General features: G+C 70.4%; 11 protein-coding genes. 8 read left to right on the forward strand and 3 right to left on the reverse strand.

The window, feature by feature from the left end; translation table 11 throughout:
* Positions 1–133: 133 nt before the first annotated feature.
* Positions 134–2,842: an AAA family ATPase gene (locus AB5J62_RS18375; protein ID WP_370949441.1), complete on the reverse strand. Its 2,709-nt coding sequence runs from the start codon at positions 2,840–2,842 to the stop codon at positions 134–136.
* Between the two features lie 152 nt (positions 2,843–2,994).
* Between AB5J62_RS18375 and lanKC the strand changes: the two genes are divergently transcribed.
* The 7 genes from lanKC to AB5J62_RS18410 all read left to right on the forward strand — a co-directional run bounded on the left by lanKC (position 2,995) and on the right by AB5J62_RS18410 (position 9,439).
* Positions 2,995–5,547 (forward strand): class III lanthionine synthetase LanKC, encoded by a 2,553-nt coding sequence (lanKC, locus tag AB5J62_RS18380; protein ID WP_370949442.1) that lies wholly within the window; start codon positions 2,995–2,997, stop codon positions 5,545–5,547.
* Positions 5,548–5,703: 156 nt separating this feature from the next.
* Positions 5,704–5,805, forward strand: a complete 102-nt coding sequence (locus AB5J62_RS18385) for a class III lanthipeptide (RefSeq protein WP_370949443.1) — start codon at positions 5,704–5,706, stop codon at positions 5,803–5,805.
* Between the two features lie 26 nt (positions 5,806–5,831).
* Positions 5,832–5,927 (forward strand): class III lanthipeptide, encoded by a 96-nt coding sequence (locus tag AB5J62_RS18390; RefSeq protein WP_370949444.1) that lies wholly within the window; start codon positions 5,832–5,834, stop codon positions 5,925–5,927.
* 18 nt (positions 5,928–5,945) lie between these two features.
* Positions 5,946–6,041 (forward strand): class III lanthipeptide, encoded by a 96-nt coding sequence (locus AB5J62_RS18395; RefSeq protein ID WP_370949445.1) that lies wholly within the window; start codon positions 5,946–5,948, stop codon positions 6,039–6,041.
* 52 nt (positions 6,042–6,093) lie between these two features.
* On the forward strand, positions 6,094–6,189 hold the full coding sequence (locus AB5J62_RS18400) for a class III lanthipeptide (RefSeq protein ID WP_370949446.1): 96 nt from the start codon (positions 6,094–6,096) through the stop codon (positions 6,187–6,189).
* 32 nt (positions 6,190–6,221) lie between these two features.
* On the forward strand, positions 6,222–7,454 hold the full coding sequence (locus tag AB5J62_RS18405) for an MFS transporter (protein ID WP_370949447.1): 1,233 nt from the start codon (positions 6,222–6,224) through the stop codon (positions 7,452–7,454).
* Complete coding sequence (locus tag AB5J62_RS18410; protein WP_370949448.1) at positions 7,451–9,439, forward strand: prolyl oligopeptidase family protein; 1,989 nt, start codon at positions 7,451–7,453, stop codon at positions 9,437–9,439. Before AB5J62_RS18405 ends, AB5J62_RS18410 begins: the two co-directional genes overlap by 4 nt.
* On the opposite strand, the gene AB5J62_RS18415 is transcribed toward AB5J62_RS18410, so the two are convergent.
* Entirely contained in the window at positions 9,401–10,381 is a 981-nt protein-coding gene (locus tag AB5J62_RS18415) for a LysR family transcriptional regulator (RefSeq protein ID WP_370949449.1), read from the reverse strand. The two genes, AB5J62_RS18410 and AB5J62_RS18415, sit on opposite strands and share 39 nt — an antisense overlap.
* An 84-nt stretch (positions 10,382–10,465) precedes the next feature.
* Here AB5J62_RS18415 and AB5J62_RS18420 point away from each other — a divergent pair, with 84 nt between their 5' ends.
* Positions 10,466–11,872, forward strand: coding sequence for an aminopeptidase P family protein (locus AB5J62_RS18420; protein ID WP_370949450.1), 1,407 nt, complete (start codon positions 10,466–10,468; stop codon positions 11,870–11,872).
* A gap of 68 nt (positions 11,873–11,940) precedes the next feature.
* Here the strand turns inward: AB5J62_RS18420 and AB5J62_RS18425 are convergent, their stop codons facing one another.
* Complete coding sequence (locus AB5J62_RS18425) at positions 11,941–12,174, reverse strand: hypothetical protein (RefSeq protein WP_370949451.1); 234 nt, start codon at positions 12,172–12,174, stop codon at positions 11,941–11,943.
* Positions 12,175–12,214 lie beyond the last annotated feature (40 nt).

Here is a 12,214-nt window from a genome sequence, read left to right on the forward strand (position 1 = left end):
TTGCGAAAGTGGCGTTCGTGTCGCTCAGCGTTGCGAAAGTGGCGTTCGGGCGGATCGACACCCGCAGAAGCACGGCTTGACCCAGGAGGCCGGTCCCTAACTGCCCGGCATTGGTTCTAACCGGCCGTACCACTCACGACCCCACGCGCAACCCGGGCAGGTTCTTGAGCTGCTTGCGTGAGGTGATCTCCAGCTTGCGGAACACGTTGCGCAGGTGGGTGTCGACGGTGCGGTGACTGATGAACAGCCGCGCCGCGACCTCGGTGGAGGTCGCGCCCGTGGCGACCAGCCGGGCGATGTGCATCTCCTGCATGGTGAGCTGGTTGTGCGCGTGCTCCGAGCGGGTGCGGGCGTTCTCGCCGGTGGCCTGTAGTTCGACGGAGGCCCGCTGGGCGAACGCGTCCATTCCGGACTGGGTCAGCAGGTCATGGGCGATGCGGAGCTGCTGACGGCATTCCTTCCGGCGATTCTCGCGTCGGAGCCATTCCCCGTACAGCAGGTTCGCCCTGGCCCGATAGGGGACCAGCGGGCTGGCCTCGAGTAGTTCGATGGCCTCGCGATAGTCGTCCTCGGCGCCGGTCACCAAGCCTCTCGCGTACGCCGTCACACCCAGGATCGTCTCCGTCCCGCCGTCGGCGCGTTCGGTCAACGACTCCAGCGCGCGGGCGGCTTCGTCCCGCTCGCCGCTGCGGACGGCCGCCTCCACCAGTTCGGGCAGTGCGAATCCGCTGAGGAAGAGATCGCCGTAGTCGACGGCGTTCCTGGCCGCGGTCAGTGCGGCCTGATATTCCGCGAGTCCGTTGTGCAGCACCGCGGCCGCCCAGTGGACGTTGGCGGTCAGCTGGTCGGTACCGCGCTCCCGGGCCGCCGCCATGGCCTGGTCGATCAGCTCCGTCGCTTCCTGCCTGCGTCCGCGTATCGCGGCCAGCCGCAGCTGGTGGTAGTACACCGGACGCCCACCGGTCGCGTCGGCGATCGCGGACTCTTCGGCGATCGCCGCCATCGCCTTCCCGACGTCACCGGTCATCGCGGCAGCGGACGCCAGCTCGGCCAGCGCCAGGCGCAGCGCGATCGGCGAGCCCGACTCACGACCCTCCCGCACCAGCGACTCGGCGATCGCCGCGTGGCTGTGCGGGTCCCACAACGCCGCCGCGATCTCCACCGCGAGCGCGTGCCTGGTGGCCCACAACGGTTCGCCGTCGCCGTGCAGCACCTTGCGGAGCAACGGAGCCGCTGCCCGATATCCCTTGGCCGACAACGTGATCAGCGCGTCGAGCACGTCCGGCTTCGGTGATGGCGGCGCCGAGGTCATCGCCGCGTCGAGGATCAGCTCCAGCACCCCGCTGGGACGGCCCGCGACGACACTCATCGCCAGCGCGTCCACGAAACACTCGCGGGACCACTCCGGGTCCCACTCCGCGAGCCGCCGCCCGGCGCGCAGCATGAAGTTCGGGCCGTCCTCGTAGTGATAGCGGATGAAGGCGACCCGGCCGCGCAGCAGATCGCAGTGCGAGCGCTGGCACATGTCCAGCCCGGTGTTCTCGATGGTGGTGAGCAAAGTGTCCGCCACGTCGAAAGCGCCGACGTCGAACTTGGCCCGCGCCGCGTCGAGCGTGCGCTCCACTCGCTTGACGGCGTCGAGTGATAGCTCGGCCGCGCGTTCGAGGAAGGCGGCCGCGGCGCTCATCCCGCCGCGCGCTCGTGCCCGTTCGGCGGACCGCTCCAGTTCCTCGGCGACGTCCTCGTCGGGTCCGGTTGCGGCCTCGGCACGGTGCCACGCCCGGCGGTCGGGGTCCAGCTCCGGGTCGGTGACCTCGGCCAGCACCCGGTGGGCCGTCCGGCGCTGGGCGTCGTCCGCGGCGAGGTAGACCGCCGAGCGGGCCAGCGGATGGTGGAAGCGGATGCGGGTGGAGAACTCGACGAGCCCGGTGCCCGCGACGGCGGCGCTGGTGGCGGCCACGTCGATGCCCAGCCGTTCCGCGGCCGCCCACAACAGCACCGGGTCGCCGGTGGGGTCGGCGCTCGCGACGGTCAGCAGCAGCCGGGCCGCGTCGGGGAGATCGGCCAGTTTCGCCTGGAAGCTCAGCTCGATCCGGGTCGGCACCGAGGACGTGTCCGGCAGCGCGAACGCGCCGAGGTCGGGCAGCTGCAGCAACGCCAGCGGGTTGCCACTGGCCTCGGCGACGATCCGTTCGCGCACCCGGTCGTCGAGCGGCGTCTGCCTGGCGGACGCGAGCAGCGCGCGGGCGTCGGCTTCACTCAGCCGGTCGACGGTCAGCGCGGGCAGTTCGTCCAGCTCGTGCGCGGGCTCGGCGATCCGGGCCGACATCAGCATGGCGACCGGGTCGGTGTCGATCCGCCTGGCGATGAAGGCCAGCACCCGCGCCGACTCCGTGTCCAGCCAGTGCGCGTCGTCGATCAGGCACAGCAGCGGCTGATGGCGGGCCGCGGTGGCCATCAGCTCGAGCGCGGCCAGGCCGACGTGCACGAGGTCGGGGGTGCCGGTGAGCTTGCCGAACGCGATGTCGAGGACCTCTTGATGCCGGGGAGACAGCTCGGCGAGGTAGCCGAGCGACGGCGTGCACAGCGGCCGACACAGCTGGTGCAGCGCGGCGAACGGCAGTTCCGACTCGAACTGTGAGCCGGTGGCGTGTACGACGAGGAACCCGGTCACGGCTTCCCTGGTGTGTTCGAGCAGCGCGCTCTTGCCGATCCCGGCTTCGCCGCGCAGTACCAGCACGCCGCCCTGGCCCGCCCGTGCGGCGCCGATCAGCTCCTCGATGAGACGGGTTTCTCCGTGTCTGCCGATGAGGGGCTGCTGAGGCCTTCCGAGCGATCGCACTCGACCCAGTCTAGAGACGATCCGCCGAGCGTGTGGGGAGTCGATCACGTAGTCGATCACGCTCGCCGCCTGCGTATCTACGTAGTCGTCGCTGACGCGAACAAGCAGGTCAAAGAGCCACGATTGCTTCAGTACCGAGACGGGAAAACACCATGACAGACAGCCTGACCTACGTACTGACCGACGAAGACCTCTACCTGCCGATCGACCGGATGCCCGACCCCGGCGCCCGGTTCGCCCCCAGCGCACCGGCCGCGGGCTGGACCTGCGAGCGTTCGGGCATCTGGACGGTGTGGTCGCCGCCCGAGGCGCCGCAGCTGCCGGAGCAGGGCTGGAAGATCCACGTGTCGGCCACGCTCGAAGGCGCCCAGCGCACCCTGGACGCCGTCGCCGGGGTCTGCGCGGCGGAAGGCGTGCGGTTCAAGCACATCGCGGCCCGCGCCTTCTTCCTCTACCTGCACCACAAGCACGGATCACGGGCGCAGGCCGGGAAGTTCACCGCGATCTACCCGCCGGACGAGGCGACCGCGCGACGCGTGCTGGACCGGCTGACCGGGGAACTGGGCCGGGAGAACGGGCCGTACGTGCTCAGCGACCGCCGCTACCCCGGCAGCACCACGGTGTTCTACCGCTACGGCGCCTTCGCGGGCCGCACCCGGCTGCGTCCCGACGGCACCCAGGAGTTCCTGGTCAAGGACGCGGACGGCCAGGACTGCGTCGACGAACGGCAGGCCGGATTCCTGATGCCCGCCGGGGTGCGCGATCCCTTCGCGCCACCACCCGAGACACCGCCGCAAGGACCGCTGCTGCTCGGCTCCTACGAGATCGTGCGCGTCCTGCAGCACAGCAACGCGGGCGGGAGTTACGAAGGAAAGGACACCCGCGACGGACGCCGCGTCTTCATCAAGGAAGCCAGGCTCGCCAACGGGTTGAGCTGGGACGGCGTGTCCGCGCAGGAACGGCTTCGCGGGGAACACCGCAATCTGGTGCGGATCCATGACGCCGCACCGGGTTTGTGCCCGGAGCCGCTGGACTACTTCCAGGAATGGGAGCACGAGTTCCTGGTCACCGAGTTCGTCGACGGGGACATGCTCTACCACTGGACGGCACGGAACTCGCCGCTGCTCGAATCGGGTCGCGACCAAGCCGCCTTCGCAGCCTTCTACGAGGAGTGCACGCGGATTTTCGACAGGCTCGAAGCGGATCTCGGCACACTGCACGAAATCGGCTATGTCTTCGGCGACGTGACGCCGCGGAACATCATGGTGGCCGACGGCGTCCCGCGGCTGATCGACTTCGAGACGGCGTTCACCCCGCCGGACAAGCCGTTGCAGCTGGGCACCCCGGAGTTCTACCCGCCACGCGGATTCGTCACCGACGACGACCCGTTCGCCCACGACCGCTTCGCGCTGGCCTCGGTCCTGCTGTTCACCCTGACCCCGGCCCAGACCGTACTGCGGCGCAGCCCCGGCAACCTGGAGCTGATCCGGCGTGAGCTGGCCGCGCAGGCGCCGGTGCCGGAGCGGCTGTGGCAGCGGGCGACCGCCTACGTCGGGGCGTGGGCCCCGGGCGGCCAGGTTCCCGGTATCCCCGGCGGTTTGGACGCGGAGGCGTTCCCGGACAGCACCGCGCACCTCGTCCATCTGCGGGACCGCGTCGCGCTGGAGCTGCTCGCCTCGGCCGACACCTCGCACCCGGAATGGGTGTTCCCGCCGTCCCCGCAGGGGCACCGCACCAATCATCTCTGTCTCGCACACGGCCTGGCAGGCGTGGTGCGCGCGCTCACCGAAGCCGGGACCACCGTGCCGGACGAGATCGTGCACAGGCTCCGCGCCGACACCTTGAGCCGTCGCGCCGACCTCCCGCCGGGGTTGCTCGCGGGCACCGCGGGCATCGCCGACGTCCTCGTCCGGCTCGGCCACCTCGACGAGGCCGCCGAACTCCTCACCGAAGCCAAGGACCATCCGCTGGCGGGCCGTTGCCGCACACTCGGCGACGGAGCCGCGGGCGTCGGCATCGCCTTGCTCCGGCTCAACGCGTCTACAGTGGACGGACGGCACCTGGAATGGGCCGACCGGATCGGCCATGCCTTGCACGGGCTCGCCGACGCGGAGGCGCCGCTCGGCGCGGAGGATCCGCGTGGCCTGATGAACGGCAGGGCGGGTATCGCGCTGTTCCTGCATCGGCTGGCCGCCGCGACCGGCGATCAATCCCACCTGACCGCGGGACTGCGCCTGCTGCACGCCGAACTCGACCGCGCGTTCGAACTGCCCAGCGGGGCGCTTTCCTTCGGCGACGACGCGGCCTCCACCCGTGCCATGCCCTACCTCGCGGTCGGCTCGGCCGGCGTCGGGCTCCCGTTGACCAGATACGCCGCGACCGTCGACGACGAACGGCTCGCCCAGGCGCTGCCCCGGGTCGTCGCCGACGCGACGAAACCGTTCACCGTCGCGGCCGGGCTTTTCCAGGGTGCCGCCGGGCTGGCGTACTTCCTTGCCGAGCACGCGGTCTGGACCACTGATCCTCACCATCGCACCACCGCACGGCGGCTCGCTGCCGGGCTCGCCAAGTACGCCGTCCCGCACCACGGGGGCTTCCGGTTCCTGGGCGACGACGGCGCGCGGTTCAGCGCCGACCTCGCGACCGGGTCGGCGGGCATCCTGCTCGCGCTGAGCACCGTGCTCAACGGGGGTGAGGAGCAGTAGGACCTCGTCCACGCACCAGGAAAGGAATGCCATGCAGACCGTTCTCGCTTTGCAGACGCTCGTCTCCGAAGGCCCGGCCCCCGCCGGTCCGTACAAAAGTACTTTCAGTGCCGCCTGCACCCAGTAAATGAATCTGTCAAGAAAGGAGAAAAAACCATGAACACCGTACTCGCGCTGCAGAATCTCGCCGTCGTGGCCGCCGAGACCGAAGTCCCGGCCGTGATCATGACCAGCAAGAGCCTCTACTGCACGACCTGATCACGACCGAGAAAGGAAAGAGTTCCGTGAACACCGTACTCATGCTACAGAGCCTCGTCGCCGAAATCGGCGAAGTCGAAGCTCCCGGTTTGAGCACCTTCAGCACCTGCTGCAACAACTGACACAACAAGGAGAAACCAATGAACGTCGTACTCGCCCTGCAGAACCTGGCCGCCGTCGTCGAGGAGACCGAGGCTCCCGGCTGGAGCACCATCAGCAACTCCTGCAGCGGCTGACGGTCTGTACCACCACCACGCAATTCACACTACGAAAACAAGGAGAAAACCAATGAACACCGTACTCGCTCTGCAGAACCTGGCCGCCGTCGTCGAGGAGACCGAGGCCCCCGGCCTGAGCACCATCAGCAACTGCTGCGGCAACTGACAATTCACCGCATAACCTGAGGAGGTAGCGCGATGGAACGGGACTTCGGACTGTTCTGGACCGGGCAAGTCACGTCCAGCGCGGGCTCGGTGTTCAGCGCCGTCGCGCTACCTCTGGTGGCGGTCCAGTATCTCGGCGCGAGCGCCGTCGAGACCGGGCTGCTCGCCGCGGCGAGCAGCATCGGGCTGGTGCTGTTCGGCCTGCCGGTCGGCGCGCTCGTCGACCGGCTCCGCCGCAAACGGCCCGTGCTGATCGCCACTGACCTGATCGCCGCGTTCGCTCTCGCGGCCGTCGCCGTGCTGCTCGCCACGGGCGCCGGCGGTATCGCCGCGCTCGTGGCGCTCGCGATGCTGCTCGGCGTGATCGGCCTGTTCGTCGAGGCCGCGTACTTCACGCACCTGCGCAGCCTGGTCGCCTCGGACCAGCTGCTCACGGCGCGGTCCCGGCTGCAGGCCGGTGAGTACGCCGGCGGAGTGCTCGGCAGAGTGCTCGTCGGCCCGGCGACCGCGCTCGCGGGTGTCGCGGCGCCGTTCCTGGTCGACGCGGCCACGTACGTCGTCAGCGCGTGCACGCTGCTGGCCATCAAGCGCGAAGAGCGCCCGGACACCGAACCCGAGGCCGCGCGGACCGGGCTCGCCGGAATCCGCGACGGCGTCACCGCGCTCACCCGCGACCCGTTCACCCGTCGCGTGGCCGTCTTCCTGGTGCTCGCCTCGGCGGTCTCCGGCATGACAGGCGCGCTGACCGCGCCGCTGCTGCTGCGCGTGCTCCACATCCCTTCCCCTTGGTACGGCTCGTTGTTCCTGCTCATCGGGGTCGCCGGTACAGCGGGATCGATGGTCGCCTCCCGGTTGAGCAAGCGGTTGACGGCGGCCCAGCTCTGCGTGCTCGGCTTCGGCTGTTCCGTGTCAGCCGTGGTCCTGCTGCCGCTCGCGGCCGGCCCGGTCTGGCTGGCGGCGGGTATCGCGGCGGTCGGTATCGCACTGCCCGCCTTCTTCGGCGCCATCTCCAACGTGGGCTTCACCGCGCACATCACCACCCAGGTTCCCGAAAACGTGCTCGGCCGGGCGGTGATCACCCTGCACATCTCCACCGCGGCGGCCACCGCCGTCGGCGCGCTCACCGCGGGCGTCGTCGCCGGCGCCATCGGCACCCGCGCCTGCCTGTGGGTGGTGGTCGCCGTCGCCGCCGCCGCGGTCGTCCTCCTGCTCTCGGCCAGGCGGCACGTGGTGGATCCGGCCGTTCCCCAGGAGGTTCACGCATGATGCCGTACCCGGAAGCCCTCGCCGTGCCGTTGGTCGAGACGATGCACGGGCGGCAGGTGGCCGACCCCTTCCGCTGGCTGGAGGACGCCGAGAGCCCTGCGACCACTGAGTGGCTCGCCGCCCAGGAACAGCTGACCGACGGCTACTTCTCCGCGCTGCCGGTGGATCACTGGCGTGCCAGGCTGGGTGAGCTGGCCGCGTATGAGCGTGTCTCGCCGCCATTCCCTTGCGGGGAAAGGGTTTTCTTCACCAGGATGGGCGCCGAGGACGACATGCCCCGGCTGCGTCTGCGCGACGCCGACGGCACGGACCGGGACGTGCTCGACCTCGCACCCGGGCAAGTCCTCGACCGCTGGGATCCCTCCCCGGACGGCCGCCTGCTGGCCTATCAGGTCTCCCTGCGTGGCGACGAACGGTCGGTGTTGCGTGTCCTCGACGTCGACACCGGCGCGGTGGTCGACGGGCCGATCGACCGCGTCCGCTATTCGTCGATCGCCTGGCTGCCGGATGGTTCCGGCTTCTACTACGTCCGAGGCGCCGACGACCGCCGCGTCCTGTTCCACCGGATCGGCGCCGACCCCGACGCGGACCCGGTCGTGTTCGGCCAGGATTTCCCGCCGCGGACGGGTTTTCAGGTCACCGCGCACGCGGGCCGCTGGCTGACGGTCCACACGCGACAGGGTTTGGCTCCGGGCAACCGGATCTGGCTCGCGGACCTGTCCACGCCCCAATTCCGGCCGATGGACGTCGGATCGGACGAAGCCATCCACGCGGTGCGGATCACGGAGGACGGGACCGCTTACCTCCTGACGACAGAGGGCGCGCCGCGCGGCCGTCTCCTCGTCGCCAAGGTCGACACCGGTCTCTGGCGCGAGCTTGTTCCCGAGGACCCGAAAGCGGTGCTGGAGGCGATCGCGGCCACCGACACGGAACTGCTCGTCCTGCATGCCCGAAGCGGCGTTCACGAACTGACCGCGCACGACCGCGCGACAGGCAAGCCACTACGACGCGTCCGCCTGCCCGGCGCCGGGCGTGTCACAGGGATCACCGAGCGGCCCGACCGCGCGGGTCTCTGGCTGGAGTACACCGATCACTGCACGCCGGACCGGGTGTACCGGTACCGGACCGGCGATGGCCGGGTGCTGTCCTCGGGCGTGGCCCCGAAACGTGCAGTGCCCACCCGCCACGTCACCTACCACTCCCTGGACGGCACGGCCGTGCGGATGCTCCTGATCGGGGCCGGCGACGGGTCCCGGCCGCGCCCCACGCTCATCACCGGGTACGGCGGCTTCGGCATCAGCGTGCGCCCCGCCTACGACCCGTCCGTGCTCGCCTGGGTCGAAGCCGGTGGCCTGATCGCCATCCCGGCGGTCCGGGGCGGTGGCGAGGAAGGCGCCGACTGGCACCACGCGGGCAGGGGACCGGCCAAGCAACGCGGTTTCGACGACTTCACCGCCGCCGCCCGCTGGCTGATCGACCAGGGCTGGACCACGGCCGACCGGCTGGGCGCGTTCGGGGCGAGCAACGGGGGCCTGCTCGTGGGTGCCGCGGTGACCCAGCATCCGGAGCTGTACCGGGCCGCGGTCTGCATCGCGCCGTTGCTGGACATGGTCCGCTACGAGTCGTTCGGCCTCGGCGCGTCCTGGCGACAGGAGTACGGCAGCGTGGCCGAGCCCGCCGAACTCGACTGGCTGCTGTCCTACTCGCCGTATCACCACGTGCGGCGAGCCGACTATCCGGCGATGTTGTTCCAGGTGTACGGCAACGACACCCGCGTGGATCCCTTGCACGCCAGGAAGATGTGCGCCCGCCTGCAACACGCCAATCCAGCGGGCATGCCCGTGCTGTTCCAGAACCTGCCCGACATGGGCCATGGACCCAGAGCCCGTTCTCAGGCGGTTTCGGCCGCCGCCACCATGCTTGCCTTCCTGGCCTACGAAACAGGGTTAGGCCTCGCCGAAGAACCCGACCAGGCCGTCCCATGACTGGGTGGCGCGGCGGCGGTCCCACCACGACCGGAACGGCGTCGACGCCATCGCGTGCCGGGTGTAGGAGGTCATCGCCGCGCGGTAGACATGCTCGGTTTGGTCCCAGGTCAGGCGTTCCTTGCGCCAGGCGAGCACCAGCCGCATGCGCATCGGGTCGCCTTTCAGCGGCTTGACGACCATGCCGGGCAGCTCCGGCGCGGTCGGCTCGACCAGCTGGACGGCCTGCCCGGCGGCGATGAGCTGGCGGCCGCCGCCGTTCGGGCATTCGAAGCGGATGTTCGGCGTGAAGCCCGCCCGGTGCGTGGCCGCGCGCAGCGAGGTGAGCGAGCCGTCCTCGGGACCGGGCGGGCCGATCCAGGCGTCTTCGGCGAGGTCAGCGAGGTCGACCTCGGTCTCACCGGCGAGCCGATGGCTGGCGGGCAGTCCGATGAAGACCGGGATCCACGGGAACAGCACGCGGTGCCCGAGCTGCTTGGCGAGCGGTACTTCCTGGTCGTCGGACATGGCGATGACGGCGATGTCGAGCGTGGCGTGCGCGAGCGCCTGCGCCAGCACGGAACTGGACGGTTCGATGTGGACGGTCAGCTCGATCGAGGGCAGCGCTTCGTCCAGCCGCTCGATGAAGGTCGGCAGACAGTCCATTTGGGACGAACCGAGCCGGACAGGGCCGTCGCCGGCGGCGCCGAGCACGTCGGCCTCGAACCGGTCGAACTCCAGTAGCAGCACCAGCGCGCGCCGCAGCGTCTGCTCGCCGACCGGCGTCGGCGTGACACCGAGGTGGCTGCGCACGAACAGCGGAGTGCCGATCTGGCGTTCGAGCCGCTGCAGCAGCGAGGTCAGCGACGGCTGGGACATGCCGAGCGCGGCGGCCGCCTGCGAGAGGCTGCCCGCCGCGGCGATGGCGCAGATCGCCCGCAGATGCCGGATCTCCAGAGCCATAGCCGGAGTCTATCGCCGCCGCTCATTACCCCCGGCGCGGTCGCGGTGCGACGGTACGGCGAACCCGACGCACGAGGAGAGCCGATGACCGACCGGACCCGCCCCGACCTGAACGCGCTGCTGGCCGCGAAGGGTTTCCGAGACTGGATCCGGGAGGGCTGGGAGCCGGACGCCGATGTCGTCGAGGTGCCACCGGGCACCGCCGAGGCGGCCGCGGCGCACCGTGCCCGGCTGGCCGCCGAGCTGCCGGGCCGCCGGATCGCGCTCGCCGCCGGGCGTGCCCCGGTCCGGTCCAACGACACGTTCTACGAGTTCCGCGCGGACAGCGACTTCGTCTGGCTGACCGGTTGCCAGCGCGAAGGCGCGATCGTCGTGATCGAGGACGACAAAGCGGTGCTGTACGTGCCGAAGCCCGCCGAGCCGGACGAGCCCGACTTCGTGGGCGACGCGAACAACAGCGCGCTGTGGGTCGGGTCCGCGCCGAGCCCGCGCGCGTACGGCGAAGCGCTGGGCATCGAATGCCGTCCGCTGGAAGAGCTGGCTTCGGGGCTGCGCGGACGTAACCCGCATGTGCTGGCAGGCGCGGGCCTGGACCCGGCGCTCGACGCGTTCGGCTTCGGGCACAGCGACGGGCTGCGCACGGTCCTCGCCGAGCTTCGCCGGATCAAGGACGACTGGGAGCTCGGCCAGCTGCGCGGCGCGGTCGACGCCACCGCTCGCGGCTTCGCCGACGTGCTGGCCGCGCTGCCGGAAGCGGTGCGCGGCGGCGGTGAGCGCTGGCTGCAGGGCACTTTCGACCGGCGTGCCCGCGCCGAGGGCAACGGCCCTGGCTACACCTCGATCATCGCGGCCGGTGCGCACGCCCCGATCCTGCACTGGACGCGCTGCTCCGGCCCGGTCGCCGACGACGGCATCGTGCTGCTGGACGCAGGCGTCGAGCTGGATTCCCTGTACACGGCGGACATCACGCGCACCTTCCCGGTCAGCGGCGAGTTCACCGACGCTCAGCGCAAGGTGTACGACCTGGTGCACGACGCGCACGTCGCGGCGCTGGCCGAGGTGCGGCCCGGCCAGGACTACGGCGCGTTCCAGGAGACGGCGCTGCGGGTCATCGCGACGGGACTGCACGACTGGGGCCTCCTGCCAGTCTCGGTGGACGAGGCGCTGTCGCCGGATGGGCAGCAGCACCGGCGCTACATCGTCTGCGGCACCGGGCACTTCCTCGGCCTGGACGTCCACGACTGCGCGGCGTCGAGCCCAGGCGCCTACCGGCAGGGCGTCCTCGCCGAAGGCATGGCGCTCGCCGTCGAGCCCGGTCTCTACTTCCACGCGACCGACCACACGGTCCCGCCCGAGCTGCGCGGGCTCGGCATCCGCATCGAGGACGACGTCGTGGTCACCCCGGGCGGCCACGACCTGCTCTCCTCGGCCTTCCCCTCGACCTCCGCCGAGGTCGAGTCCTGGGTCCGCGCCGCCACCAACCCGGGATAAAGCGGGCTTTACTCCCCGGGATAAAGCCCGCTAAACATCGCGGAGTAAAGCAGGCTTTATCCCGGCCTTCAGTAGGAGATCGTGTGACCGGCCAGGATCTGCCTGGCCGCGCCCGTGGTCGGCAGGCCCGCGGCCGGCCGGTCGACCGTGAAGTACTCGCGGAAGTTCTGGCTGAACTGGCGCGTCATCAACGCGATCGTCTTGGCCCAGTCGCCGCCGTCCGGGCCGTTCGGTGCCCACAGGTCGAGCAGCGACGAGCCGACCCGGCCCTGCACGCCCTCGTTGTCGTGGGCGCATGGCATGATGATCGGCAAAGCGAACGACTTTCGTACGGTTTGCCGA

The organism is Amycolatopsis sp. cg5 (genome assembly GCF_041346955.1).
Taxonomy (GTDB): Bacteria; Actinomycetota; Actinomycetes; order Mycobacteriales; family Pseudonocardiaceae; genus Amycolatopsis.

Excerpts from the sequence above, each read along its gene's own strand:
- AB5J62_RS18385 (WP_370949443.1), top strand. The coding sequence starts at position 5,704 with ATGAACACCGTACTCGCGCTGCAGAATCTCGCCGTCGTGGCCGCCGAG.
- AB5J62_RS18405 (WP_370949447.1), top strand. The coding sequence starts at position 6,222 with ATGGAACGGGACTTCGGACTGTTCTGGACCGGGCAAGTCACGTCCAGC.
- AB5J62_RS18415 (WP_370949449.1), bottom strand. The coding sequence starts at position 10,381 with ATGGCTCTGGAGATCCGGCATCTGCGGGCGATCTGCGCCATCGCCGCG.
- AB5J62_RS18395 (WP_370949445.1), top strand. The coding sequence starts at position 5,946 with ATGAACGTCGTACTCGCCCTGCAGAACCTGGCCGCCGTCGTCGAGGAG.
- AB5J62_RS18425 (WP_370949451.1), bottom strand. The coding sequence starts at position 12,174 with ATGCCATGCGCCCACGACAACGAGGGCGTGCAGGGCCGGGTCGGCTCG.
- AB5J62_RS18410 (WP_370949448.1), top strand. The coding sequence starts at position 7,451 with ATGATGCCGTACCCGGAAGCCCTCGCCGTGCCGTTGGTCGAGACGATG.
- AB5J62_RS18420 (WP_370949450.1), top strand. The coding sequence starts at position 10,466 with ATGACCGACCGGACCCGCCCCGACCTGAACGCGCTGCTGGCCGCGAAG.
- lanKC (WP_370949442.1), top strand. The coding sequence starts at position 2,995 with ATGACAGACAGCCTGACCTACGTACTGACCGACGAAGACCTCTACCTG.
- AB5J62_RS18400 (WP_370949446.1), top strand. The coding sequence starts at position 6,094 with ATGAACACCGTACTCGCTCTGCAGAACCTGGCCGCCGTCGTCGAGGAG.